The following is a 24,923-nucleotide window of genomic DNA, read 5'->3' as shown; positions in this document are numbered from 1 at the left end:
CTATAGTTGAGTTTTATCGATTTCCGTCTCACCAACAACATTTTTAGTAAACATGAAAAATAGCCCTTGAAAAAGTCAGGAAATGGAGCGATTATCCGCGCCTCTTTAATTGTTTCTAAATGTTACACTTCCATGAACTTCAATCAGTTTGACTCTTTATTGCCACCTCAGGCTGCTGAACGTGCCGCCGAAGTAGGTGTAGGCAAAGCAACGAAAGCTCCAATCAAATCTTTTCTGCTCGCCATTTCTGCGGGGCTTCATATTGGTATTGCTTTCATTTTCTATACCACAGTAACGACAGGTGCGGGTGATCTGCCTTGGGGCATCACACGACTCATTGGCGGCCTAGCATTTAGCCTTGGTTTGATTTTGGTGGTGGTTACTGGTGGCGAGCTATTTACCAGTTCGGTTCTGACTCTGGTTGCGCGTGCGAGTGGCAAAATTTCATGGAAAACGCTGGTTAAAAACTGGTTTGTGGTTTATTTCGGCAATATGGTTGGCGCTATTTTGCTGGTGGCGTGTATGTTGGTGACAAAGCAATACATGTTTGATCACGGCCAAGTTGGTTTGAATGCCATGGCCATTTCACAACATAAATTGCACCATGGTTTTTTTGCGGCGGTTGCTCTTGGCATCATGTGTAACGTGTTAGTTTGTATTGCGGTTTGGATGACATTCAGTGGCCGTACATTAACAGACAAAATCGCGGTAATGATTTTGCCAGTAGCGATGTTCGTCTCCGCTGGTTTTGAGCACTGTATTGCGAACATGTTCCAAGTTCCAATGGCTATTGGTATCAAATACTTTGCGCCAGAAGCCTTCTGGCAAATGACAGGTGCTGATATCGCAAATTATGCGGACTTGAACATGATGGGCTTTATCGTTAACAACCTTATCCCAGTCACGATCGGTAACATCATCGGCGGTGGTGTATTCGTCGGTATGTGGTACTGGATGATCTATCTACGTGATGAAGACAAGCATCTGCGATAGAGACCAAAGAAAGAGAAAGGCGAGCTAGGTAGCTCGCCTTTTTTGTGCATTGTAGTTGGCTTAAAGTGCTTTCTAAATCAGCTCTTCATTGACTCCAAACTCGTTTGGCAACCAGTGAGATGTGATCTCTTGTGGCTCTTGCACAAGCCATTCAACCGGCAAGTCAGACAGTAACTCATCGTGTTTTTCCGCCATGATCAATACGTCCATGATATCTGCTCCATTTTGTCTCTAAGCACAATGTAGAAGCCGAAGATGTCATTGAGTTGACTAAAATGTGACCATTGCATGTTGATAAGACAGGAGACTCAGAAATGTGGCTATGTTTCTGGTTGCGTATATCTTTTGGTGGCTTATCCACATTTTCTGTGGATAACCTGTATCAAAGATCGTGAGTATCTCTGAAGATCCAGAAAATTTCATAAAATTAGGGGGTTATGTGGCCAATTACTGACCTCGCTTCATTCCATCAACTGGGCGTACTTTGACCGTAACACGGCCTTCTTTTGTTTGTACAAAGCTCAATGTCATTTCAAGTGTGATGGCAACAGAGACGCTCATCATGACAAAAATAGCTAGCATGATGACCAGTTGATATTTAATGGCAACCAATGGGCTTGCGCCCCCTAGGATTTGCCCCGTCATCATACCAGGAAGTGTGACAAGGCCCATCGTGGTCATTGAGGCTAGCGTTGGCGCTAACGATTTTCTCAGAGCCTCCTGAACGAAAGGAAAGGAAGCGTATTTAGGGGCGGCACCCAGTGAGATGGCAGCTTCGTACTCAGATTTACGCTCTTCAAAAGCAGAGAATAAGTTTTGTAGCGCGATGATATTACTGCTCAGACTATTGCCTAACAGCATGCCTGCCAATGGGATCATATATTGTGCATTGTAAAGCGGAGTAGGACGCACCAAGCCAGCGGTGATCGCAATTAGTAGTGGAAACAAGCCACATACAAGCCCAGTTAGAAGTGGCAGCATGAGCGGCTTTTTCGGTAAACGTGCTTTCCCTGCAATGGAGCTTGATCCTACGACGAGCATAATCGCAAGCCAAAGTAAGTTGATGATCAAACTGTTTAATTGAAAGAGATATTCAAGATAAACCCCGATCAGAACGAGCTGTAAAGTCATACGCACAACGCTGACTGATGCATCTTTCGCGATGCCTAATCTATAGCGTGCATTGATCGCAAGTGGCACTAACAGAATCAAACTGAAAGCCGCTAATTTTGCCCAACTAATGTCCACCACACTGTTCATAATCACTCCTTGACATTGCCGCTTAGAATTGTAACCAACCCCATTCTCTATATGAATCTCAATGGGTAATTTTTGCTTTTTTCATGGTGGAAATTGCGAGAGGTTTTATAAAATGTTTTTTATCATTTTGTTTACAAGTCATTATCTTTCTCAGGAATTTGAGTAATTTTTCGGCACGAATTTTACCGCTCAAATGTAATTTATGTTTTGTAAATGTTGTAAGTTTAACAAGGTTTTAAAAGACTTATTTTTTCATATCTGTTCATGTTTTTTAATAAATAATATCAATCCCACACAACTCCGGATGAGCTCAAAAAAGTGTTGAATTACAAGGCTTGAAGGGAGTTATTTGATTGAACCTTACTATTAGTATGGTCTAACATTTTCAATTAGAGATTGTAAAAACTTAAGCTTGGTTACACGGGCTTTTCAATAACACTAGATACAAAATAGGCAAATGTATGAGTGATGTTAATAAAATTGAGAGTGGCGAAAAACGCTCACTGGAGTGGAAGTCTTTCCTCTTCATTGCAGTTGTTCTCTTCCCAATTCTGAGTGTGGCTTTCGTAGGCGGCTACGGATTTATCGTTTGGGCACTACAAGTGTTCTTCTTTGGTCCTCCAGGCGCACACGGCATGTAAGCCAGTGAGCTCACAACCACACTTTTGAAAAGATTTTAAGAGAGCAAATAATGAAATCATTAATCATTAAACTGTGGCGTACGATGACGCGCCCGGCAGTTCATATCAGCCTTGGCGTGCTGACTATGGGCGGTTTCATCGCTGGTGTTATTTTCTGGGGTGGCTTTAACACCGCGCTAGAAGCAACCAACACTGAAGAATTCTGTATTAGCTGTCACACCATGCGTGACAACGTATACGTTGAGCTGCAAGACACGGTTCACTGGAAAAACCACTCTGGTGTTCGTGCTACTTGTCCTGACTGTCACGTTCCTCACAACTGGACTGACAAAATCGCTCGTAAAATGCAGGCTTCTAAAGAAGTATTTGCGCAAGTTTTTGGCAACTACTCTGAACCTGGCGTTTTCGAAGAGCGTCGTATCGAACTTGCTAAACACGAATGGGATCGTTTCTCTGCAAACAAATCTCTAGAGTGTAAAAACTGTCACAACTACGAGTCTATGGACTTCGAGCAAATGTCTCCAACCGCTCGTATCCAGATGAAGCAAGCGGCAGAAAAAGATCAAAGCTGTGTTGACTGTCACAAAGGTATCGCGCACAACTTACCAGCAGGTATGGATAGCATCGGCGGCATCGTGGGTGATCTAGAGCAAATGACATCAGGTACTGACTACGCAGTAGGTCAAGAGCTCGTAAGTATTCGTCACCTTCCAATTTACTTTGACGCGCAAGGTGCGAAAGAAGCGGGTCTTCTAAACCCAGCATCAACAGTAAAAGTTCTGGAAGATAAAGGTGACTTCATCGAAATCGAAATTGACGGCTGGCGTAAAGCGAAAGGCTTTGGTCGCGTAATTCAAGAAGATTTCGGTAAGAACATTGCAACCGCGTCTCTACTTAAAGAAGCGTCTACAGACAGCAACATCGTTACGACTGGTGAAAAACGAGTGGACGAGCTGACTGGCCTTCCTTGGGAGAAAGTGGCAGCGAAAGTATGGATCAAGAAAGAGTCTATGCTGAACGACATCAACCCTGTATGGGAAAAATCGAAAGAAGCATACAAAACAAACTGTTCTGTATGTCATACACAACCAGCTGAAGCGCACTTCGATGCGAACACCTGGCCAGGTATGTTCGACGGCATGCTTGCGTTCGTTAACCTAGATACAGACAGTGAAGCACTGATCTTGAAATATCTACAGAAGCACTCTTCAGATTATGCTGAAGGCCACCACTAATAAGCGCGGATTGGAGTAATTTAAATGGCTATTACACGAAGAAGTTTTCTTAAAGGTGTAGCAACCACAAGTGCAGCGTCAGTTATCGGTCCAAGCTTATTGGCGTCAGCTTCTGCAAACGCAGCTGAGTCGACTGGTACTTGGAAAGTAACAGGCTCACACTGGGGCGCGTTCCGCGCCCACATCTACGCGGGTAAAGTTCAAGAGATCAAACCGCTAGAACTAGACAAAAACCCAACAGAAATGTTGAACGGCATCAAGGGTATTATCTACAGCCCTTCACGTGTTCGTTACCCAATGGTTCGTCTAGATTGGTTGAAGAAACACAAATACAGCGCGGATACTCGTGGTAACAACCGTTTCATCCGTGTGACTTGGGATGAAGCTCTAGACTTGTTCTACCGTGAGCTAGAACGTGTTCAAAAAGAATACGGTCCTTGGGCTCTGCATGCTGGTCAAACTGGTTGGAACCAAACAGGTTCATTCAACAACTGTACCGCGCACATGCAACGTGCAGTAGGTATGCACGGTAACTTCATCACTAAAGTAGGCGACTACTCGACTGGTGCAGGTCAAACCATCATGCCTTACGTACTTGGCTCAACTGAAGTTTACGCACAAGGTACGTCTTGGTCTGAAATCCTTGAGAACTCAGACAACATCATTCTGTGGGCAAACGACCCAGTGAAAAACCTACAAGTAGGTTGGAACTGTGAAACTCACGAATCATTCAAGTACCTTGCAGAGCTAAAAGAAAAAGTAGCGAAAGGCGAGATCAACGTTCTGTCTGTTGACCCAGTTAAGAACAAAACGCAACGCTACCTAGAGAACGATCACCTGTACATCAATCCGATGACAGACGTAGCGTTCATGCTGGCTGTGGCTCATGTTCTGTACAACGAAAACCTCTACGACAAGAAGTTCATTGATACTTACTGTCTAGGCTTTGAAGAGTTCATCCAATACGTTCAAGGTAAGACAAAAGACAAAGTAGAGAAGACACCAGAATGGGCAGCGGCTATCTGTGGCGTGAAAGCGGACAAGATTCGTGAATTCGCACGCATGCTAGTAAGCGGCCGTACACAGATCCTGATGGGTTGGTGTATCCAGCGTCAAGAGCACGGTGAGCAGCCATACTGGGCGGCGGCTGTGGTTGCAGCAATGGTTGGTCAAATCGGTCTACCTGGCGGTGGTATCTCTTACGGTCACCACTACTCAAGTATCGGTGTGCCTTCTACTGGTTTCGCTGGCCCTGGTGGTTTCCCTCGTAACCTTGACCAAGGTATGAAGCCGAAGTGGGACAACAACGACTTTAACGGTTACAGCCGTACTATCCCAGTTGCACGTTGGATCGACTGTCTGCTTGAGCCAGGCAAAGAGATCAACTACAACGGCGGTAAAGTGAAACTCCCAGACTTCAAGATGATGGTTATCTCTGGTTGTAACCCATGGCACCACCATCAAGATCGTAACCGCATGAAGAAAGCGTTCCGTAAACTTCAAACGGTTGTAACGATCGAGTTTGCTTGGACTGCAACATGTCGTTTCTCTGACATCGTTCTACCTGCGTGTACGCAATGGGAACGTAATGACATCGACGTGTACGGTTCATACTCGAACAAAGGTCTGATCGCGATGCATCGTCTCGTCGATCCATTGTTCCAATCTAAGCCTGACTTCCAAATCATGAGTGAACTAACTCAGCGTTTTGGTCGCCGCGAAGAATACACTCGTGGTATGAGCGAGATGGAGTGGATCGAAAGCCTATACAACGATTGTAAGAAAGCGAACGAAGGTAAGTTCGAAATGCCAGAATTCAATGAGTTCTGGGAGAAGAGCGTACTAGACTTCGGTGAAGGTAAACCTTGGGTTCGTCACGCGGACTTCCGTAAAGACCCTGAGCTTAACCCTCTAGGTACACCGTCTGGCTTCATCGAGATTACATCACGTAAGATCGGCCGTTACGGTTACGAACACTGTCAAGAGCACCCAATGTGGTTCGAAAAATCAGAGCGTTCACACGGTGGCCCTGGTTCAGACAAATACCCATTCTGGTTGCAGTCTTGTCACCCAGACAAGCGTCTGCACTCTCAAATGTGTGAGTCTGAAGAGTTCCGCGCGACATACGCGGTGCAAGGTCGTGAGCCTGTTTACATCAACCCAATCGATGCAAAAGCAAAAGGCATCAAAGACGGTGACTTGGTACGCGTATTCAACGGTCGCGGTCAGCTACTAGCTGGTGCTGTTCTAACTGACAGTTACCCACGTGGCGTTATCCGTATCGAAGAAGGCGCATGGTACGGCCCTCTAAACGAGAAAGAAGGCGCAATCTGTACTTACGGTGACCCTAATACGCTAACGCAGGACATCGGCTCTTCTGAGCTTGCTCAAGCGACTTCTGCGAACACATGTATCGTAGACTTCGAGAAGTTCACAGGCAAAGTACCGCCAGTGACTTCATTCGGTGGTCCAATCGAAGTTGCTTAATTAGTGCAATTTGCATAAATCGAAATACCAGCCTTCGGGCTGGTATTTTTTTAACCAAAATTTCAGTGAGCGTTATCTCAATAACCGTTTTTGAGCGTCAGAGTGCATGGATTCGTGACGAAAATAACGAATTGCTCGCATCATTCACAGGATAATGAAGTCATATTCAAAATGCTTCACGCGCAACCAAGCATCGTGGGGTCAATTGGACACAAAACAATAATAATCAGTGAGTAGATGCAATATGGCTCAGACCATTCAGTTAGCCAACCATTCCGAAATGACGATCATCGATAACGATCTGCACGTGGATGTGATTGGTAATCAGGCCCATTTCTCTTTCTCTGGGCTTCACAATAAGACCTTTACTGACCGTGAAGTGTTGTTCGAAATGCCGTTTCTATACGAGCACGAAGCCAACGTGATTGGTGATGGTTTTCAAATGTTGGCGCAAACGTCAGGAACGATCACGCATCCTATTGAAATAGGTCGCTGCCCCGACAACATTCCCCCATACCGTGTGTACTCGCAACATGCACCTAAGCGTTACTACAACTATCTAGTGATTGAGGATTCTGCTGGTTACACCTTGTTTGGCTTCACGACGTGCCGTCGATTTGCTGGTTACTTTGATATACAACAGCGAAATGGGCAGTGGATACTGACCGCAGCAATTGATGGTGAACACACGCAAGTGGCGGATTGGGAACACAATCAACTTGAGTCCATTACGATTTTAACTGGCAACTCGCTATCCGATCTGTATCAAGAGTTCAGCGAGATGATTGCCGTGCATCATCCTATTCGCAACGGTGTTACGCAGGATGCACCGATAGGCTGGTGTTCTTGGTATGCGTACTATGCCGATGTGACCGAGCAAAATGTTTTAGAAAATGTTGATTGCATGCAAGACAAGCTCGAAGACCTAGAATGGGTACTTCTGGATGATGGCTATCAAGCGTTCATGGGGGATTGGCTTACGCCGTCGGATAAATTCTCTGGCGGTGTGAAGGAGCTGATTCAAAACATTCGCGCAAAAGGCAAAAAGCCGGCGATTTGGATGGCTCCTTTCATAGCGCAGCCAGAATCTGAGGTCTTTAAGCAACATCCTGAATGGTTTGTTCGTCATCCTGACGGTCAGCTCCTTAAAGCTGAAGATGTTACCTACGGCGGCTGGCGTTGCACGCCTTGGTATATTCTCGATACGTCTAATCCCGAAGTGCAAGATCATCTAACGCACGTTGTGTCAGTGATGAGGTTAGAGTGGGGCGTAGAGCTGTTTAAGCTCGATGCAAACTACTGGGGAACACTAAAAGGAAAACGTAGTCAGTCTGGTATTACGGGTGTTGAAGCGTATCGATTAGGGATGGAGGCGATCGCCAGAGGCGCAGGAGACGCGTGGTTGCTTGGCTGCAACGCGCCAATGTGGCCATCTTTGGGGCTGGTGGATGCGATGCGTGTGTCTGATGACGTCGAGCGCCATAGCCACCGTTTTGAACAGATCGCTAAAGAGACGTTTTTCCGTAGTTGGCAGCACCGTAAGTTGTGGCAAATTGACCCAGACTGCGCGACGTTTACTTCTCTTGCTAATCAAGCTGCATCACGTGAAGACTACGAGTTTCACCGTACCGTATTATTGGCGTCTGGCGGCTTGCTTTTGTCTGGCGACTCTCTCCCGGAAATCACGCCATTTTCGAGTAAAACCTTGGCGAAGCTGATGTTGCGACAACGACGCAGCCAAGAATCTGCTAAGTTCACGGCGTTAAGTTTGAGCCATGCTTTTTTGAAACTGACGGACAAGAATGATCTACATTGTTTGTTCAATTACGCGAATCACAATGCGACTGAATTTACTCTCACAGCGGATCAGCCCGTTGATTGGTATGACTACTGGACCGGAGAAAAGCTCAACCAAGATCCTTGTCAGTTGCTTCTAGTGAGTGTCGATAGAGGTCTGAATGCCAAAGCAATAGTGACCGCGTAAAGATCATTGAAAACAACGTATTAAACGAAAAGAGCCACTTGGGCTCTTTTCTTGTTTTTACGCGTTCTTTGTTGAGAGCGGAATTACTAAAACTCAAACAGAAAGTAATAACCATAGCCCACAATGAACGCAGGGATAGAAGAATAGATCGTTGCCATCAATGCCGCTTTGGGAGCCATGGCAATCGCGGGGAACAGTGCATCTCCATCGTTAGAAATCGCATTCGCAATCTGCGCGGATAATGGTGCGGCACCAGTAATGTACAAACTGGTGACGAGAATCTGTGGGCCGCAGCCTGGTAGCATACCGATGGCTAAGCCAGCCAATGGCATCCAGATGCCCCAATTTGAGAAGGTAGCAGCCAAATCAACGCCTGAAAAATAGGTCGTTAATTCAAACGCAAGAAACGCCACGATAACCCACGCGCTGACAAAGTTGGTGTCTTGAGCTGCTTTTTGAATCGGGTGTGAATCAACGATTTTTTCATCTTCTGACACCGTCGATTGATAATCTCCCAACTCTTTTGTCATTGCCCACAACGACATGGAGACCACCGCAAATATCGCTCCTAACCATTCAATGCTACTTGGACTCAAATTCAGTAGCTGATTGATATCCACTTGGAATGAGGTCAGTACGGCAACGATGCTCGCAGGGACTATCAACCACTTCCAGAATGCGCCTTGAAGATTAATCGCACGTTGCTCTAAAGGCGTGTATCGCTCGCTTTGATGCTGACAACAATGGTGGTGGGCGCTCGCTTGCTTTGGCTCGGGGCGTAGAAAATCATCAGGATGAAATGCGTTGACGATCAAACCCGAAACCGTACCTACCACAATGCCAAGTGCGACGACGCCAACGCCGACGGACGGTTTTGCCGCGAGTAACAAGAATGCCGCATCGCCCATGGTTGATGTCAGTACGGCTACGATTGCGCCAAATCCTACTCGTCCACTAATAAATTGAGTCGTAACAACAATAGCGCCGCCACAGCCCGGAAGCGCACCGAGTAGGGCTGCAAAAAACACCTGATGATGACGAGAGCGATGATAGAGCTGAGTGATGCGATTCGTCTTCGACATAAAGTTGGAGAGGTAATGATAAATCGCCAAGGTTGCTGCGACATAACAAGATACTGCCCAGAAAGAATCGGAAAGCGTGGTCACTGTGATCTCTCGGGTGTTTTCATTCGCTAATAAGACAAGCATGATAATGGGGATAAGCAGTCGCTTATAAGCTAACTGGAACTGAGTTGGCTGAAATAGCTGCTGTGCGGAGTGCAAAAATCGGGTCGCGTTCATCGTTAACTCAAATGCAAATGGTAATAATTATCATTATATGTAAGTGAGATTTATTCGCAATAGGGTTGTGAACTTTTCTTCGTGTCAAACTCCCTCAAATCAGGTAAAGTATCGGCCTTTGTGAGCAAACAGCTTCCACGGCACATCGTGCCATTGTTAGGAAGCGTATCAAATTGACTTGGATAGGAAGAAACATGATTCTAGTTGTAGGTCATAAGAACCCAGACAGTGACAGTATTTGTAGTGCACTAGTTGCAACAGAACTTCTAAAGGCGCGTGGCGTTGAAGCAATGCCAATTCGTCAGGGCGAAATCAACCGTGAAACTCAGCACATTCTTGAAGTAGCTGGCGCAGAAGTTCCAGAACTTCGCACTTCAGTAGCGGGTGAAACCGTTTGGCTAGTAGACTACTCAGATCTAGCGCAAGCACCAGACGACATCGCTGAAGCTGAAATTGCGGGTATCGTTGACCACCACCGTCTAGGTGACGTGATGACAGTGAACCCAATGGAAGCATGGATCTGGCCTGTTGGCTGTACTAACACAGTACTATTCAACATGTTCAAGATTGAAGGTCACGAGATCAAACCTCAAATCGCTAAGCTAATGATGTCAGCAATCCTATCTGACACAGTAGGCTTCGCTTCTCCAACTTGTACACAAAAAGACAAAGATGCTGTTGCTGAGCTAGCTGCAATCGCTGACGTACAAGATGTGGATGCATTCACGAAAGATCTTCTAATTGCTAAGACAAACATCGAAGGTCTATCTGCGGCTCAACTCGTTGAAAAGGACCTTAAAGGTTACCCATTCAACGGTCGTGACGTAGTGGTTGGTCAGGTTGAACTTGCAACTCTTGAGCAAGTTGACGGTATGATCGAAGCACTAGAAGCAGACCTAGAATCTCGTTGTGAGAAAGATAACCTAGCGTTCGCTGCTGTTATGCTAACAGACATCACAACTGCTCAAACTCGTCTTCTATACAAAGGTGAGTGGGCTGAGAAACTTGTTAAGCACGAGAAAGACGGCATGCTAATGATGGAAAATACACTAAGCCGTAAGAAGCAAGGTTGGCCTTGGCTTCAAACTGAGCTAGCGTAATTTCACTATTACCAGCATATACTGTAAATGCCCGCTTAGCTGCGGGCATTTTTCTATGGGAAACAGGAGACTGATATGTCTGAGCAACTCACCCAAGAACAAATTGATACGATTAATCGCTACAACGAAGAGCAGCGCCTAAAGTATTGTGTCAAAGAGATTGTCGCGAATCGTAAAGTTTGGATTCTTAAAGACGAGCACGGCTGTGTCATGTTAAACACAGAAGACGATGATTGCGTTCCTGTGTGGCCAAATGAAGAATTTGCCAAGCAGTGGGCAACGGGTGACTGGGAAGAGTGTGAACCAGAAGCGATCTCTCTTAACAAATGGCATAGCCGTTGGACTACTGGCCTAGAAGATGATGAGCTATCGGTTGTTGTATTCCCGAACCAAAACGAAGAAGGCGTGGTGTTGTTTCCTGATGAGTTTGATTTCGAACTGCGCAAACAAGCAAGCCGTCGTTAATCTGCCTTTACTCGCTTCACCCAATAGAAAAAGCCTGCATGAAAGCAGGCTTTTTGTTTTTCGTGAGCTGTCTGTTTAGTGGCTTGGCGCTTTGTAGAAATGGCTTTCTACCAAGCGCTGGGTAATCGCATGTTCTGGATTAGTAAGGACTTGGTTTGTCTCTCCAAACTCAACCACTTCGCCTTCGTGCATTACCATCACTTTGTCGGTGATGTGTTTTACGATACCGATATGCTGAGACACGTACACAAACGACAAGCCCATCTCTTCTTGCAGCTCCAAGAACAAGTTGATGATCTGTGAGCGCATCGCCATATCCAAACCGTTTAGCGCTTCATCCGCCACAATGATTGATGGCTGAAGGATGAGTGCACGAGCCAAACAGACACGCTGTTTTTGACCAGCAGCAAGCATTTGAGGATAGAAGTAGGCGTGCTCCGGCAGAAGCCCCACGCGAAGCAACGTCTCTTTCACACGTTTCATTCGTGCATCTGGCGGCATGTTGGTGTTTCGTTTCAACGGACCTTCCAAGATTCGTCCAATTTGAATCCGAGGGTTCAATGACGTGTTTGGGTCTTGGAAAATCATGCGAATCAACTTACATCGCGTTGCGTAATCTTTGTGTTCTAAACGCTCACCATTGACTCGGATCTCACCAGAGCTCGGTTCAACAACGCCTGCGAGCATACGTGCAAGTGTTGATTTACCGGAGCCATTCTGGCCAATAAAGCCAATAGTTTGCCCCGGTTCTAGCGTAAAGCTCACGGGTTTAACCGCTTCATTAACTTGACGTCTGAACAGTCGAGAACGCGTGACAAACTGCTTCGATAAGTTATCGACTTCGAGTAACGCACTCATGACTTCTTCTCCGTGTTCAATGGAAAGTGACAGTTAAACTTATGGTTTTTAATGCGTCGCGTGTGTGGAATTTCAACACACTGTTTTTGCGCGTACGGACAACGTGGCCCTAATCGACAACCAATTGGCAGGTGCTGCAAAGGAGGGATAGACCCAGGTAGCGATTGCAGTTTCTGCTTGTGCGGTACCCAATCATTAAAATCTGGCATCGCTTTTAGCAGCGCGTCAGTGTAAGGGTGTTTAGGTGCTTCGATGATTTTGTCGGTGTCGGCAGATTCAACCGACTGACCACAGTACATGACGGTAATTCGGCTTGCCCATTGTGTGATGGTAGCCAAGTCGTGACCGATCAGCAAAATCGTAGTGTTGTTGAGCTGGTTCATTCGGCTCAACAAACGCAGAATCTGCGATTGAGTGATGGGGTCCAAGTCGTTAGTTGGTTCGTCAGCAATCAACAATTTAGGTTTGGTTGCGATGGCCATGGCGATCATGACTTTTTGACATTCACCATCTGTTAGCTCGTACGGGTAGCTGCCCATCAAGCGTTTGTGATCTTTGATACCAACTTTGTGCAGTAGCGCAATGGCCTGTTTTTTACGCCATTTGAATCGCTCCCACCACTTGCCTTCAAAGGCGCGAGAGGGGATAGACTCAATCAATTGACGTCCTACTTCTTCGGAAGGGTCCAAACAGGTTGAGGGTTCTTGGAAGATCATCGCGATATCGCGGGCAATGACGCGTCGACGCTCTTTCGGCGTAAGCTGTAAAAGGTCGATGTTACCCAAGCGCATTCGGTCCGCGGTGATTCGCCAGTTGTCCTTACAAACCCCCACGATCGCTTTTGCAACTAAGCTTTTACCTGAGCCAGACTCGCCCACCAAGCCTCGGATTTCACCTTCGTTGAGCGTTAGGCTCATTCGGTCGACGGCTTTCACCATCCCTTGTGGTGTTTCGATCTCGATAGTCAGATGTCGAATATCTAATAACGGCATTATTCGATCCCCGCATTCAGCGCTTGGCGTACACCTTCACCTACTAAGTTTAAGATAATTACGGTGAACATGATGGTCAGACCCGGAAGCGTCACGGTCCATGGTGCGATGTAAATCAGCTCGACGGAATCACCCAAAATGGCACCCCATTCGGTACTCGGTGCTTGAGCACCCAAGCCAAGAAATCCAAGAGCTGTAATATCCAAAATGGCTGCCGACAGAGCGAGAGTAATCTCTGCTGCAATGACGGTTAAAATGTTTGGAAGAATCGAGCTCCACAGTAAGTAGAAGTCATTTGCGCCATCTAGGCGGGCTGCCATGATGTAATCTTTTTCTACCTCAGTATGCACGGCAATATACACCGAGCGAATAAAACGTGGGATCAGGGCTAAACAAATCGCCAGCAAGATATTAAATTCACCAAAGCCAAGGAATGCCACAAAAATGATCGCGAGCAATAGCGATGGAATCGACATAACGGTGTCGAGAAGGTGGTTCAAAGTACTGGAAAGCAGACCTTTCGTCATCCCCGCCAACACTCCGATAAAGCAACCTACGATGGTCGCAATCGCAGTAATGCCAACTGCTGCGCCAAAAGTCAGTTGAGAGCCCATGATCAAGCGCGACAGAATATCACGACCTAAGTCATCGGTTCCTAAAAAGTAATCGACGGTGCCCGCTGGTGCCCATGAAGGGGGAACGAGTAACTCACCAGATTGTGCTTGTGGATCAAACGGGGCAAGCCACGGAGCTAAAATGGTGATCAATACAATCAAGCCTAAACACCACAAGCCAAACATCGCTAACCCGTTAGCGCGGTAACTACGCCAAAATCGCTCAAACTGAGTTGGAATGCGTTCTTCCTGATAAACGTTATTTGTTAGCATACCATTCCTTTCTCACCAGAGGGTTGATCATGGCGCCAATCAAGTCCGAAAGGATATTGGCAGTTAATACGAGTGTCGCAAGCACCATTACTCCTGCTTGGATTGAGGCGTAATCTTGATTGGCAAGCGCATCCAGCAACCAGCGACCAATGCCCGGCCAGTTAAAGATCGACTCGGTGATGATCGCTAAAGTGATCATGCTAGATAGCTGAACCCCAACTTTTGGAATGATGGGCGGAATGGCGTTACGCATTACGTGCTGAGTGACGATCTCACGATTCGATAAACCTTTGATTCGGGCTGCGCGAATGTAGTTTTGGCTCATAACTTCTGCAACAGAAGCACGCATCAAACCAACAACTTGAGTCGTAGGTGCTAACGCCAGAACCAAACACGGCAGAACCATGTGCTCAATGACACTTTGCAGTGCGTGAGCTCGGTATTCACCTTTCGCCATAAAGGCGTCAATAATGGCAAACCCAGTCACATGGTCGATTTCGTACAGCAAGTCGTAGCGTCCAGCAACAGGGAAGATATGGTATTCTAACGAGAAGACCATGATCAGCAGTAGTGCCACCCAGAAAATCGGAGCAGAGTAACCCGACATCGAAAGAAACGAGATACCAGTGTCTAGCCACTTACCCTGTTTCATCCCTGCAATCGTACCAAGCGGGATACCGATTAAGAGCGAAACCAGGAAGGCGAAAAAGCACAATTCTAATGTGGCAGGAAAAACAACGGCGAGTTCGTCGTAAATCGCATTGCCGTTTTTGCTCAAACCAAAATCGAGCTGAGAAAGGTTAATTAAGTAGCTTTGCCAGCCAGACCAGAACTCAACATTTGCCCAATGTGAAAGCGGGTCAAGGCGCAGCAGAGAAAAGCCCACCAAAGTGAGAATCATCAAAGTGATGAAAAAGAGGTTAAATCGTCGAACGGTGTACCAAAACATCAGTGGATTCTCTCAACTCTATCAAACGGTTGGGCATTGAAAGGGCTCGATTTGAAGCCAGTTAATGACTTGTCGTGCACACGGAATTGAACCCCATGTGCCAACGGAATAACTGGAAACTCTTCATTCAAAATATTTTGCGCCTGACGATACAGGTTTAGGCGGTAACGTTGCTCTTGCGTCTCTAGCGCGAGATCCAGCAAAAAGTCGAAATCATCGTTACACCACATCGAAACGTTAAGGCCCACTCGGTCTGATTCGCACGATAGTAAAGGACGGAAGAAGTTATCCGGATCGCCAGTATCGCCAATCCAGCCAGTAAGGAGCAAGTCGATATCGTTGATGTTTTCAAGATCCACTCGCTCGAAACGGTCGTCGGTGAGCAGAGTCAGCTTGATGCCGATATCGGCGAAGTTCGCCTGAATGAGCTCAGCAGTTTTGCGTGGACTTGGGTTGAATGCTCTTGGCTCTAGCGGCACCCACATCGACAGTTTTAGACCATCTTCGTATCCCGCTTCACGAAGTAGAGCGAGAGCGTAATTTCGGTCATAACGAATTTTCGCACTGTCTTTTTGATACGCCCAAGAGTTCGGCGGCAGCAATGTATAAGCTAGGGTTCCTGTACCGTAATAAACCGAATCCAAGATATTTTGACGATTGATCGCAAGGTTCAAAGCTTGGCGGACTCTTGGGTCGCGAAGTGCTGGAGTCTCGGTATTAATCGCAATAAAGGAAACGTTATTTGCTGGTGTTGCCGTCAACTCAAGGTTTTCATCTTCTTGAATGATTGGGATCTGGCTAGAGATAGGTGAAGACAAAACATCGCATTCATTGCGCAGCAACTTAGCTAACGTGCCAGTACCACGGTGTGAAATGTCGAACACTACCTGTTCCATTTTCGCTGGCGAGTTCCAGTAGTTCGGGTGACGTTCCAAGCGAATCAAATCGTTTACTTGATACTCTTTGAGCTGGTAAGGCCCTGAACCAATAGGGAGTTGGTCGATTTGCTCTTTGTTGTCTTTTGCCGCCAATTGTTGACCGTATTCTGCTGACAGTATTACCGCATGGCTGGTGGCGATGTTTGCCAAGAATGAAAAGTTTGGTTGCGCGAGTTTAAACGTCACTGTGTAATCATCGACAGCAATCACATCTTGCAATAGATTTTGAAAATCTAAACCAGCAAACCATGGATAAAAACCACCACCAACTTGATGAAAAGGATGGTCTACATCAATGATTCGCTTAAAGCTGAATACCACGTCTTTTGAATTTAACGGGCGAGTCGGAGAGAACCACGGTGTCGTTTGGAACTGAACGCCATGTTTGAGCTTGAATGTGTACTCAGTACCTTCCTTGTTCACAGACCAACTTTCCGCAATGCTTGCAATAGGTTGGTGTGTTTTAGGATCAAGCGTGAGTAATGTGTCGTACAACTGAGGGCTTAACGCCTCGGCTGTAATACCACTGTCTATAAGCTGAGGGTTAAATGTTGTTGGTTTACCTTGCCCACAAAACACAAAACCTGCTTGGCGAATATCGTTGTGATCGATTTCTTCACCACAGGCAGTCAGTAAGCTAATACCAATAAGGCTCAGCGATAATCTTATAAAAGCATTCATAATATGAAATGTTCATTGGATTTTGCTTGTTTCATTTGATCTTACTCGTCCAGAGCTCACAAGCGAAAATGATCTCGCTAATTTAACACCTTTGTGAACTCGCTCCAAACACAAAATCTTTTGCTGGTAGGGTGTTAGATCAAAATACGATGTCTATTTAACACTGTAGCCCGAATTTTGCAGACATGAGTTGCGTTATCTATGGCTAGTGGTGTTTTTGGTTTTGTTAACTTTGTCCGACTAAACCGTACTTTCTAACCATGCCTCGTAGCTGGTGATAGCTTAATCCCAGCAATTCGGCAGCTTGTCGTTGGTTGAATTTTGCTTCCTCCAAGGCTCGATTGAGAAGATTGATATCTTGCTCCTCTTGCCACTGTTTGTAATCGAGAGGAAAGTGGATCGAAGTCGTTTGAGACGAGGCTTCTTCTTGAGGATCTTCGTTTGCCGCAGTATGACCAAGCGCATTGTTCCAACCAGTGGCAAAAGGGTTAAAAATCAGCTCATCAATCGGTTCTGCATTTAGTCCGTGTTGATAGATAGCGCGCTCAATTACGTTTTTTAGCTCACGCACATTACCTGGCCACGAGTAATCGAGTAGGGCTTGTTGCGCTTGATGAGTGAAACCAACGAAGTATTCGAGTTGCAACTCTCGACACATTTTCATTGCGTAGTGTTCGGCAAGCGACAGGATATCTTCTTTGCGTTCTCGCAATGGTGGCAACATGATAACGTCAAAGGCTAGACGATCGAGTAAGTCGGCGCGGAAATCACCTTGCTCAGCCAGTCGTGGCAAATCTGCATTGGTAGCACACACTAAGCGTACATCCGCATTAAGAGCGGTATGGCCACCGACGCGTTCGTATTCACCGTATTCAATCACTCGCAGCAGCTTCTCTTGCACAAGTAACGGCGCAGTTGCCAACTCATCCAAGAACAAGGTGCCACCTTCCGCACGTTCAAAACGGCCTTTATGTTTGCCTTTTGAACCAGTGAACGAGCCGGATTCATGGCCGAACAACTCGGAGTCAATCAAACCTTCGCTTAAGGTCGCACAGTTGAGAGAAAGAAGTGGCTTATCCCAACGTTTTGATAAGTAATGCAAACGTTGAGCGATCAGTTCTTTACCGGTACCTCGCTCACCAATAATGAGAACGGGACGTTCAATTGGGGCGAGTTGTGATACTTTATCCAATACAGCGAGAAAAGCGGGAGATTCACCAATAAGGTTTTGCTTCATAAAATCCTTCTTATTTTTGCTACCTAGCCTAATTTAAGCGCAGAGTTGGTGAATTTTACCAACTGTTGGTGAAAAACATCATAGCATAACGGTGTATAACAACAAGATTACTGATAACTTGTTGATTTTAATAGATTATAAAAGTTGGCATGGTACTTGTTATATATTCAGGGAGACACAAGGTGAATCACCACCTTGTCGAGTTTTAATAGGAAAAAAGAGGAGTTCCGTTATGGGTATTTTTTCTCGTTTTGCAGATATCGTTAACTCAAACATCAGTGCATTGCTAGACAAGGCGGAAGATCCTGAAAAAATGATCCGTCTTATCATTCAAGAAATGGAAGACACACTTGTAGAAGTGCGTACTAACTCGGCTAAAGCGATTGCAGACAAAAAAGAGCTGGCTCGTAAAGTTGAGATGCTAGAAGAGCAAATTGGCGAATGGGGTCAAAAAGCGAGCCTAGCGTTGGTTAAAGAGCGCGAAGATTTGGCGCGTGCAGCCCTAATTGAAAAGCAAAAACTTGAGCAAGTCGTAAAAGGTTTGCACACAGAGCAAACGCTGGTGGAAGAAACGATCAACAAGTTGACTGGTGAAATCGGTAAGCTTGAGAACAAAATTGCAGAAACACGTGCAAAGCAACAAGCACTAGCGATTCGTAATCAAACAGCGTCTAACCGTCGCGATGTTCAAAAGCATCTGCATACTAGCCGCACAAATGAAGCAATGGCGAAGTTCGATCAATATTCTCGTAAAATTGACGAAATGGAAGCGGAAGCCGATCTGTACGCTCAAACTGGGAATGCAAAATCGCTAGAGCAAGAGTTTGCAGAGCTTCAGGCTCAAGACGAAATTGAAAAAGAGTTGGCAAAACTGAAAGAGCAGATGTCATCGCAAGATAAATAAGAGAGGAGCCATTTATGTCGGCATTTTTATTAGTAGGACCAGTGATTGTCTTTTTAATCTTTGTCGCTCCACTATGGCTCTTCTTACACTATCGCAGTAAACGCAAAACGGATAGTGCACTGTCGAGCCAAGACTTAGAGCGCCTTCAGGTACTGTCTGAAAAAGCGGAAGCGATGCAGTCTCGAGTTGATACATTGGAGCGCATCTTAGATGCTGAGTCACCAACATGGAGACGTAAGTATGAATAATCGAGAACTGTATCGTGATCCAGTAAATGGCAAAATCTCCGGTGTTTGTGCCGGATTTGCCAACTACTTTGGTGCAGAAGTTTGGTTGATTCGTATTGTAGTGATTTCTGCTGCCCTATTAGGTGGTACATTCTTAGTGGTGTTAGCGTATATCGCGATGGCATTTATGCTCGAAAAGCAACCCGTGAGATATTCTGAAAACATAAGAGAGCAGCAAGAGCATACGCTTAAAAGTAAGCCTTGGCAGAAAGGACAAAGTCCGGATCAACTGCTCTGTGTTTTGGAAAGAGATTTTGACCGTCTTGATGGTAAAATTCGTAACATGGAAGCGTATGTGACGTCCGATACATTTAGGGTGAACCGAGAGTTCAGCAAACTCTAAACTTGATGCATCTATCAATGATTTAAATAAAGCAGGCGACAAGCCTGCTTTTTTATCACAAATTACTAATTTTTAAGCATAATTAATCTTTTGTGCTCTGGAAGTTAATTCATAATTCATCTACTTTAAATGTAATCACTTACTTTTTATGGATGAATGTGATGAGAAAACTGCTCATTCCGATAGCCGTCACGGCTGCATTGTCGGGTTGTGGTAAAGAACTTCCACCAGTTCCTGAGCCAGAATCTCGCCCCGCAAAACTTTTTACTGTTTCTGTTGGCAACGCACAATTTGAACGCCATTTCCCCGCCACCACAGAAGCCGGTGACAGAGCTGTACTCGCATTTCGTGTCCCAGGGTTGCTTCAATCTATCGAAGTTAATGAAGGGCAAGTCGTTAAAAAAGGCGATGTGCTAGCAGTTCTTAACCCAGATGAATATTCCTTATTGGAAAAGCAAGCAAGAGCGAATTTTGCGTTAGCTGATGTTCAGTACAAGCGCTATAAAAAGCTGCGGAAAGACCAAGTGGTCTCTGAACAAGATTTTGATGAAGCGAAAGCTAATCATAACTCCGCTAAAGCGCAATGGGATCAAGCCAAAGCGAACTTGCGCTACACCCAACTCGTTGCTCCTTACGATGGCACCATTTCTTATCTTCCTGCCGAAAATCATGAATACGTTGCCGCCAAAGAAGGGGTAATGAACATTCAAACCAATCAGGTAATGAAGGTGATTTTTCAACTGCCTGACTATTTGCTCAACCGTTATACGCAAGGCGTGAATGTTTCAGCAAAAATGATATTCGACGCGTTTCCCGAACGCTCTTTCGATCTGACTTTCCAAGAAATTGACACCGAAGCCGACCCAAAAACGGGCAGCTATAAAGTGACGATGGTGATGGAAAGACCGCCAGAGCTAGGCATTCTTCCAGGTATGTCAGGCAATGCGTATCTCGTGTCACAAAACTCCGGAGCGACCAAAATTCCAGATTCTGCGCTCTTTGAAGAAAATGGAAAAACTTACGTTTGGCGCGTTGATGACCAAGGTGTGGTTGCGAAAGCAGACATTACGATGAATGACAACGGACAGATCTTGCAAGGGTTAGCGGATGGCGATCAAATCATTATCTCAGGCATTAATGTCATTGAGCCGGGAATCAAAGTCCGGGCTTGGGTGAAGGAGCGAGGGTTGTAGTATGAAAGGAATCATAACCTTAACCGCTATTTTCGCGGCGCTTACTTTGGCTGGCTGTGGTGAAAAAGGACCAGAAAGAACCGTCGAAACCCCCAAAGTAAGAGTGGTTTCGCTAGAAGGTAATCGAGTTGATGACAATCTGTATTTTCCTGCTGTTGCGAACGCTGCGGACCGCTCTCATTTGAGTTTCCGTGTGGCGGGTGAAGTGAGTCGCGTCATGGTGCGAGAAGGGGATAAAGTGCAAAAAGGCGCTGTTATCGCCACCCTAGACCCAACGGATTATCAACTGGATGTCGATAATGCCACGGCGAGATTTTCTGTGGTCGACAGTCAATATCGCCGCTCTCGGCCTTTGGTGGATAAAGGTTTGTTGGCGAAGTCGCAGTTTGATGAAATTGCTGCGCAGCGCCAAATCGCGTTGGCGGAGTTGGAACTCGCTAAGTTGCGTTTATCGTTCACCACATTAAAAGCGCCGGTTGATGGCATCATTTCTCGGGTCAATATTGATCAATTTGAGAATGTTAAAGTTGGGCAACATATCGTCAATATCCACAGTCTGGATCGCGTAGAAGTTCTGATTCAATTGCCAGATCGCTTGTACGTCAAACAGCCTCCTACAGAAGAAAGATTAACGGCAATTAATGCGGTGGTTCGTGTTCCTAGTGGCAACGAGTACAAGGCGACGGTTAAAGAGTTCACCACTGAGCCTGACCCAACCACAGGAACGTTTACCGTGACGCTTTCTTTACCGATGCCAAAAGAGGAATACATCCTTGATGGCATGGCCGTTGAAGTGACCTCGAAAGATGAAAAAGTGGGTTTAGAGCTGAACGTTGGGATCAATGTGCCGATTGAGGCAATTTTCAATGCTGATGGAGACGAGCTTGGACGTGAGAACAAGTTTGTTTGGGTGCTGAATGACGACGGTACCATTTCACGAAAACAAATCCGAACCGGCAAAGCCTCCAAAACCTCGATTCAAGTGCTTGATGGATTAGCGCTTAACGACAAAGTGGTGGTTGCTGGCGTTTCGCGACTCAGAGATGGAATGAAAGTGGAAGTGGTTAAGCAGGAGGCTGGTTTATGAGCGAGCAAAACAAAGTGCCTCTAAGTGATGATGACGTAACGGGCATTGCGGCTTATTTCATTCGAAATCGCGTGATTAGCTGGATGGTGTCTTTGATCTTCTTGATTGGTGGTATTGCTGCCTTCTTCGGGTTGGGACGTTTAGAAGATCCGGCCTTTACCATCAAAGATGCGATGGTAGTGACGTCATACCCAGGTGCGACGCCGCAACAGGTGGAAGAAGAAGTGACGTACCCGCTGGAAAAAGCCATCCAGCAACTGACTTACGTTGACGAAGTGAACTCCATTTCCAACCGTGGTTTATCTCAGATCACCGTGACGATGAAAAACAACTATGGTCCCGATGATTTACCACAAATTTGGGATGAATTGCGTCGAAAAGTGAATGACTTAAAAGTCACCTTACCTCCAGGTGTTAATGAGCCTCAGGTTATTGATGACTTCGGTGATGTGTACGGCATCTTGTTGGCAGTGACAGGGGATGGCTACAGCTATAAAGAGTTGCTGGATTATGTCGACTACTTACGCCGTGAACTTGAACTGGTCGATGGCGTCAGCAAGGTTTCTGTCTCTGGTCAGCAGCAAGAGCAAGTCTTTATTGAAGTTTCGATGAAGAAGCTCAGCAGTATTGGTTTGTCGCCAAATACGGTTTTTAACTTGCTGTCCACGCAAAATATTGTGTCTGATGCTGGCGCTATTCGTATTGGTGATGAGTACATTCGAATTCAACCTACGGGTGAGTTCCAAAGCGTTGATGAGTTAGGGGATCTGTTGATCACCGAATCTGGTGCGCAAGGGCTTATCTTCCTCAAAGACGTAGCAGAAATTAAACGTGGCTATGTTGAAGTGCCGAGTAACATCATCAACTTTAACGGCAGCTTAGCGCTGAACGTCGGTGTGTCGTTTGCTCAAGGTGTCAACGTGGTTGAAGTCGGTAAGGCCTTTGATCGTCGCCTTGCCGAGTTGAAGTATCAACAACCGGTTGGTGTCGAAATCTCGGAGATTTACAGTCAACCGAAAGAGGTAGATAAGTCGGTCAGCGGCTTTGTGATCAGTTTGGCGCAGGCAGTTGGCATCGTAATTATCGTATTGCTGTTCTTTATGGGGCTGCGCTCGGGTCTATTGATAGGCCTGATCTTGCTACTCACGGTTTTAGGTACGTTCATCTTCATGAAATATCTCGCGATTGACTTGCAGCGCATCTCTCTGGGTGCATTGGTTATCGCACTCGGTATGTTGGTGGATAATGCCATCGTGGTGGTGGAAGGGATATTAATCGGCACTCAAAAAGGGCGAACGCGATTACAAGCTGCGACGGATATTGTCACTCAAACCAAATGGCCGCTATTGGGTGCAACTGTAATTGCGGTAACGGCATTTGCGCCAATTGGTTTGTCTGAAGACTCCACGGGCGAGTACTGTGGCACCTTGTTTACGGTGCTGCTGATTTCCCTCATGCTGAGTTGGTTTACCGCTATTTCTCTAACGCCGTTCTTTGCCGATATTTTCTTTAAGGGACAGAAAATCAAGCAAGGCGAAGGTGAGGAAAACGACCCATATAACGGCATCATTTTTGTCGCATATAAAAAGTTTTTAGAGTTTTGCATGCGTCGCGCGTGGTTAACGGTCGTGGTTTTGATCGTTGGGCTTGGTGCAAGTGTTTATGGGTTTACCTTGGTAAAACAATCGTTTTTCCCATCTTCAACCACGCCAATTTTCCAATTGGATGTGTGGCTACCGGAAGGTACAGATATTCGTGCGACTAACGATAAGCTAAAAGAACTGGAATCTTGGCTTGCTGAGCAAGAGCACGTTGATCACATCACAACAACTGCGGGTAAAGGTCTGCAACGCTTTATGCTGACGTATGCTCCGGAAAAAAGCTATGCCGCTTATGGTGAAATCACTACGCGAGTTGATAACTACGAAGCGCTTGCGCCGTTAATGGCACGGTTTAGGGATCACCTAAAAGCCAACTATCCAGAGATCAATTACAAGCTCAAACAGATTGAATTAGGCCCTGGTGGTGGCGCGAAAATTGAAGCGCGTATTATCGGCTCTGATCCAACGGTGCTTCGCACGATTGCGGCGCAAGTAATGGATATCATGTACGCCGATCCGGGCGCGACCAATATTCGCCACGACTGGCGTGAGCGTACTCAAGTGCTTGAGCCTCAGTTCAACGAGAGTCAAGCGCGTCGTTACGGTATCACTAAATCTGATGTGGATGATTTCTTGTCGATGTCGTTCTCGGGAATGACGATAGGTCTTTACCGTGACGGTACTACGTTGATGCCGATTGTGGCGCGTTTACCAGAAGACGAGCGTATCGATATTCGTAACATCGAAGGCATGAAAATTTGGAGCCCTGCGCAGAGTGAGTTTATCCCACTCCAGCAAGTCACAATGGGTTACGACATGCGTTGGGAAGACCCTATCATCGTGCGTAAGAACCGTAAGCGCATGCTTACTGTGATGGCGGACCCTGATATTCTCGGTGAAGAAACCGCATCGACGTTGCAAAAACGCCTACAACCGCAAATCGAAGCGATTCAAATGCCACCTGGCTATTCTCTAGAATGGGGTGGTGAGTATGAGTCTTCAGGTGATGCTCAAGAGTCTCTGTTCACAACGATGCCAATGGGCTACTTGTTCATGTTCTTGATCACCGTGTTCCTATTCAACTCGATTAAAGAACCGCTGATTGTTTGGCTCACTGTGCCACTGGCATTGATTGGTGTCACCACGGGCTTGTTGGCACTCAATACGCCGTTTGGCTTTATGGCGTTGCTGGGCTTTTTGAGCTTATCCGGTATGGTACTTAAAAACGGCATTGTTCTGCTCGACCAAATTGAAATTGAGATGAAGTCGGGGAAAGAGGCGTATGACGCAGTGGTTGATGCGGCAGTCAGTCGTGTTCGCCCAGTATGTATGGCAGCGATTACCACCATTTTGGGTATGATTCCTCTTCTACCTGATATCTTCTTTAAACCGATGGCGGTAACGATTATGTTTGGTTTAGGTTTTGCCACCATCCTGACACTTATTGTCGTGCCAGTGTTGTATCGTCTGTTCCATAAAGTGTCGGTGCCGAAATAGGCT

At 46.1% G+C, this 24,923-nt stretch carries 22 protein-coding genes; 13 read left to right on the top strand and 9 right to left on the bottom strand.

Annotation, left to right across the window (positions count from 1 at the left end; translation table 11 throughout):
• The first annotated feature begins 132 nt into the window (after positions 1 to 132).
• The gene (focA, locus tag ACF8OV_RS06810) at positions 133 to 993 is read left to right on the top strand and encodes a formate transporter FocA (RefSeq protein ID WP_005462425.1); all 861 of its coding nucleotides are present in this window, start codon (positions 133 to 135) and stop codon (positions 991 to 993) included.
• A gap of 72 nt (positions 994 to 1,065) precedes the next feature.
• Here the strand turns inward: focA and ACF8OV_RS06805 are convergent, their stop codons facing one another.
• Positions 1,066 to 1,203 carry a hypothetical protein gene (locus ACF8OV_RS06805; protein WP_080255859.1) on the bottom strand — a complete coding sequence of 46 codons (138 nt, stop codon included), beginning with the start codon at positions 1,201 to 1,203 and terminating at the stop codon, positions 1,066 to 1,068.
• 237 nt (positions 1,204 to 1,440) lie between these two features.
• Positions 1,441 to 2,253 (bottom strand): ABC transporter permease, encoded by an 813-nt coding sequence (locus tag ACF8OV_RS06800; protein ID WP_025509919.1) that lies wholly within the window; start codon positions 2,251 to 2,253, stop codon positions 1,441 to 1,443.
• 461 nt (positions 2,254 to 2,714) lie between these two features.
• Here ACF8OV_RS06800 and torE point away from each other — a divergent pair, with 461 nt between their 5' ends.
• From torE to ACF8OV_RS06780, 4 genes are all read left to right on the top strand, one after another.
• Entirely contained in the window at positions 2,715 to 2,894 is a 180-nt protein-coding gene (gene torE, locus ACF8OV_RS06795) for a trimethylamine N-oxide reductase system protein TorE (protein WP_005450728.1), read from the top strand.
• A gap of 50 nt (positions 2,895 to 2,944) precedes the next feature.
• Complete coding sequence (gene torC / locus ACF8OV_RS06790) at positions 2,945 to 4,129, top strand: pentaheme c-type cytochrome TorC (RefSeq protein ID WP_005462368.1); 1,185 nt, start codon at positions 2,945 to 2,947, stop codon at positions 4,127 to 4,129.
• Between the two features lie 24 nt (positions 4,130 to 4,153).
• Positions 4,154 to 6,616 (top strand): trimethylamine-N-oxide reductase TorA, encoded by a 2,463-nt coding sequence (torA, locus tag ACF8OV_RS06785; protein ID WP_005462326.1) that lies wholly within the window; start codon positions 4,154 to 4,156, stop codon positions 6,614 to 6,616.
• A 244-nt stretch (positions 6,617 to 6,860) separates the two neighbouring features.
• Positions 6,861 to 8,600 (top strand): glycoside hydrolase family 36 protein, encoded by a 1,740-nt coding sequence (locus ACF8OV_RS06780; protein ID WP_203502817.1) that lies wholly within the window; start codon positions 6,861 to 6,863, stop codon positions 8,598 to 8,600.
• Between the two features lie 86 nt (positions 8,601 to 8,686).
• Here ACF8OV_RS06780 and ACF8OV_RS06775 read toward each other — a convergent pair whose 3' ends face one another.
• On the bottom strand, positions 8,687 to 9,901 hold the full coding sequence (locus tag ACF8OV_RS06775) for a putative manganese transporter (RefSeq protein WP_029835857.1): 1,215 nt from the start codon (positions 9,899 to 9,901) through the stop codon (positions 8,687 to 8,689).
• Between the two features lie 194 nt (positions 9,902 to 10,095).
• Here ACF8OV_RS06775 and ACF8OV_RS06770 point away from each other — a divergent pair, with 194 nt between their 5' ends.
• Positions 10,096 to 11,001 (top strand): manganese-dependent inorganic pyrophosphatase, encoded by a 906-nt coding sequence (locus tag ACF8OV_RS06770; RefSeq protein ID WP_005462364.1) that lies wholly within the window; start codon positions 10,096 to 10,098, stop codon positions 10,999 to 11,001.
• A 75-nt stretch (positions 11,002 to 11,076) separates the two neighbouring features.
• Positions 11,077 to 11,466, top strand: a complete 390-nt coding sequence (locus tag ACF8OV_RS06765; protein WP_005478908.1) for a DUF2750 domain-containing protein — start codon at positions 11,077 to 11,079, stop codon at positions 11,464 to 11,466.
• A gap of 75 nt (positions 11,467 to 11,541) precedes the next feature.
• Here the strand turns inward: ACF8OV_RS06765 and ACF8OV_RS06760 are convergent, their stop codons facing one another.
• From ACF8OV_RS06760 to pspF, 6 genes are all read right to left on the bottom strand, one after another.
• Positions 11,542 to 12,324, bottom strand: a complete 783-nt coding sequence (locus ACF8OV_RS06760; protein WP_005462331.1) for an ATP-binding cassette domain-containing protein — start codon at positions 12,322 to 12,324, stop codon at positions 11,542 to 11,544.
• Entirely contained in the window at positions 12,321 to 13,316 is a 996-nt protein-coding gene (locus ACF8OV_RS06755; RefSeq protein WP_005462378.1) for an oligopeptide/dipeptide ABC transporter ATP-binding protein, read from the bottom strand. The genes ACF8OV_RS06760 and ACF8OV_RS06755 overlap by 4 nt, the downstream gene beginning before the upstream one ends.
• Positions 13,316 to 14,203 carry an ABC transporter permease subunit gene (locus tag ACF8OV_RS06750; protein WP_005462338.1) on the bottom strand — a complete coding sequence of 296 codons (888 nt, stop codon included), beginning with the start codon at positions 14,201 to 14,203 and terminating at the stop codon, positions 13,316 to 13,318. Before ACF8OV_RS06750 ends, ACF8OV_RS06755 begins: the two co-directional genes overlap by 1 nt.
• Entirely contained in the window at positions 14,190 to 15,152 is a 963-nt protein-coding gene (locus tag ACF8OV_RS06745; RefSeq protein ID WP_005478933.1) for an ABC transporter permease subunit, read from the bottom strand. Before ACF8OV_RS06745 ends, ACF8OV_RS06750 begins: the two co-directional genes overlap by 14 nt.
• Positions 15,152 to 16,771, bottom strand: coding sequence for an ABC transporter substrate-binding protein SapA (gene sapA / locus ACF8OV_RS06740; RefSeq protein WP_005462340.1), 1,620 nt, complete (start codon positions 16,769 to 16,771; stop codon positions 15,152 to 15,154). Before sapA ends, ACF8OV_RS06745 begins: the two co-directional genes overlap by 1 nt.
• A gap of 226 nt (positions 16,772 to 16,997) precedes the next feature.
• Entirely contained in the window at positions 16,998 to 18,008 is a 1,011-nt protein-coding gene (gene pspF / locus ACF8OV_RS06735) for a phage shock protein operon transcriptional activator (protein ID WP_005495684.1), read from the bottom strand.
• Positions 18,009 to 18,240: 232 nt separating this feature from the next.
• Between pspF and pspA the strand changes: the two genes are divergently transcribed.
• The 6 genes from pspA to vmeI all read left to right on the top strand — a co-directional run bounded on the left by pspA (position 18,241) and on the right by vmeI (position 24,920).
• Positions 18,241 to 18,912: a phage shock protein PspA gene (gene pspA / locus ACF8OV_RS06730; RefSeq protein WP_005462360.1), complete on the top strand. Its 672-nt coding sequence runs from the start codon at positions 18,241 to 18,243 to the stop codon at positions 18,910 to 18,912.
• 14 nt (positions 18,913 to 18,926) lie between these two features.
• Positions 18,927 to 19,160: an envelope stress response membrane protein PspB gene (gene pspB, locus ACF8OV_RS06725; protein ID WP_015296543.1), complete on the top strand. Its 234-nt coding sequence runs from the start codon at positions 18,927 to 18,929 to the stop codon at positions 19,158 to 19,160.
• Positions 19,153 to 19,542 (top strand): envelope stress response membrane protein PspC, encoded by a 390-nt coding sequence (pspC, locus tag ACF8OV_RS06720; RefSeq protein WP_025498752.1) that lies wholly within the window; start codon positions 19,153 to 19,155, stop codon positions 19,540 to 19,542. The genes pspB and pspC overlap by 8 nt, the downstream gene beginning before the upstream one ends.
• A gap of 161 nt (positions 19,543 to 19,703) precedes the next feature.
• Positions 19,704 to 20,735 carry an efflux RND transporter periplasmic adaptor subunit VmeG gene (gene vmeG, locus ACF8OV_RS06715; protein WP_005462329.1) on the top strand — a complete coding sequence of 344 codons (1,032 nt, stop codon included), beginning with the start codon at positions 19,704 to 19,706 and terminating at the stop codon, positions 20,733 to 20,735.
• A gap of 1 nt (position 20,736) precedes the next feature.
• On the top strand, positions 20,737 to 21,822 hold the full coding sequence (vmeH, locus tag ACF8OV_RS06710) for an efflux RND transporter periplasmic adaptor subunit VmeH (RefSeq protein WP_065870529.1): 1,086 nt from the start codon (positions 20,737 to 20,739) through the stop codon (positions 21,820 to 21,822).
• Complete coding sequence (vmeI, locus tag ACF8OV_RS06705) at positions 21,819 to 24,920, top strand: efflux RND transporter permease subunit VmeI (RefSeq protein ID WP_140313091.1); 3,102 nt, start codon at positions 21,819 to 21,821, stop codon at positions 24,918 to 24,920. The genes vmeH and vmeI overlap by 4 nt, the downstream gene beginning before the upstream one ends.
• The last annotated feature ends 3 nt before the right edge of the window (positions 24,921 to 24,923 follow it).

Origin of the sequence: Vibrio sp. GLN_1 (genome assembly GCF_043106015.1) — a bacterium.
GTDB lineage: Bacteria > Pseudomonadota > Gammaproteobacteria > Enterobacterales > Vibrionaceae > Vibrio > Vibrio parahaemolyticus.
Note: the sequence above shows the minus strand (reverse complement) of the source record. Positions and strands in the feature narration are given on the sequence as shown.

What these genes read in the sequence shown, in the direction of transcription:
- torC (WP_005462368.1), top strand. Translation starts at nt 2,945, where the DNA reads ATGAAATCATTAATCATTAAACTGTGGCGTACGATGACGCGCCCGGCA.
- ACF8OV_RS06775 (WP_029835857.1), bottom strand. Translation starts at nt 9,901, where the DNA reads ATGAACGCGACCCGATTTTTGCACTCCGCACAGCAGCTATTTCAGCCA.
- torA (WP_005462326.1), top strand. Translation starts at nt 4,154, where the DNA reads ATGGCTATTACACGAAGAAGTTTTCTTAAAGGTGTAGCAACCACAAGT.
- pspB (WP_015296543.1), top strand. Translation starts at nt 18,927, where the DNA reads ATGTCGGCATTTTTATTAGTAGGACCAGTGATTGTCTTTTTAATCTTT.
- sapA (WP_005462340.1), bottom strand. Translation starts at nt 16,771, where the DNA reads ATGAATGCTTTTATAAGATTATCGCTGAGCCTTATTGGTATTAGCTTA.
- ACF8OV_RS06745 (WP_005478933.1), bottom strand. Translation starts at nt 15,152, where the DNA reads ATGTTTTGGTACACCGTTCGACGATTTAACCTCTTTTTCATCACTTTG.
- ACF8OV_RS06760 (WP_005462331.1), bottom strand. Translation starts at nt 12,324, where the DNA reads ATGAGTGCGTTACTCGAAGTCGATAACTTATCGAAGCAGTTTGTCACG.
- ACF8OV_RS06800 (WP_025509919.1), bottom strand. Translation starts at nt 2,253, where the DNA reads ATGAACAGTGTGGTGGACATTAGTTGGGCAAAATTAGCGGCTTTCAGT.
- ACF8OV_RS06755 (WP_005462378.1), bottom strand. Translation starts at nt 13,316, where the DNA reads ATGCCGTTATTAGATATTCGACATCTGACTATCGAGATCGAAACACCA.
- ACF8OV_RS06750 (WP_005462338.1), bottom strand. Translation starts at nt 14,203, where the DNA reads ATGCTAACAAATAACGTTTATCAGGAAGAACGCATTCCAACTCAGTTT.
- pspF (WP_005495684.1), bottom strand. Translation starts at nt 18,008, where the DNA reads ATGAAGCAAAACCTTATTGGTGAATCTCCCGCTTTTCTCGCTGTATTG.
- torE (WP_005450728.1), top strand. Translation starts at nt 2,715, where the DNA reads ATGAGTGATGTTAATAAAATTGAGAGTGGCGAAAAACGCTCACTGGAG.
- ACF8OV_RS06780 (WP_203502817.1), top strand. Translation starts at nt 6,861, where the DNA reads ATGGCTCAGACCATTCAGTTAGCCAACCATTCCGAAATGACGATCATC.
- focA (WP_005462425.1), top strand. Translation starts at nt 133, where the DNA reads ATGAACTTCAATCAGTTTGACTCTTTATTGCCACCTCAGGCTGCTGAA.
- vmeI (WP_140313091.1), top strand. Translation starts at nt 21,819, where the DNA reads ATGAGCGAGCAAAACAAAGTGCCTCTAAGTGATGATGACGTAACGGGC.
- vmeG (WP_005462329.1), top strand. Translation starts at nt 19,704, where the DNA reads ATGAGAAAACTGCTCATTCCGATAGCCGTCACGGCTGCATTGTCGGGT.
- pspC (WP_025498752.1), top strand. Translation starts at nt 19,153, where the DNA reads ATGAATAATCGAGAACTGTATCGTGATCCAGTAAATGGCAAAATCTCC.
- vmeH (WP_065870529.1), top strand. Translation starts at nt 20,737, where the DNA reads ATGAAAGGAATCATAACCTTAACCGCTATTTTCGCGGCGCTTACTTTG.
- ACF8OV_RS06770 (WP_005462364.1), top strand. Translation starts at nt 10,096, where the DNA reads ATGATTCTAGTTGTAGGTCATAAGAACCCAGACAGTGACAGTATTTGT.
- ACF8OV_RS06765 (WP_005478908.1), top strand. Translation starts at nt 11,077, where the DNA reads ATGTCTGAGCAACTCACCCAAGAACAAATTGATACGATTAATCGCTAC.
- pspA (WP_005462360.1), top strand. Translation starts at nt 18,241, where the DNA reads ATGGGTATTTTTTCTCGTTTTGCAGATATCGTTAACTCAAACATCAGT.
- ACF8OV_RS06805 (WP_080255859.1), bottom strand. Translation starts at nt 1,203, where the DNA reads ATGGACGTATTGATCATGGCGGAAAAACACGATGAGTTACTGTCTGAC.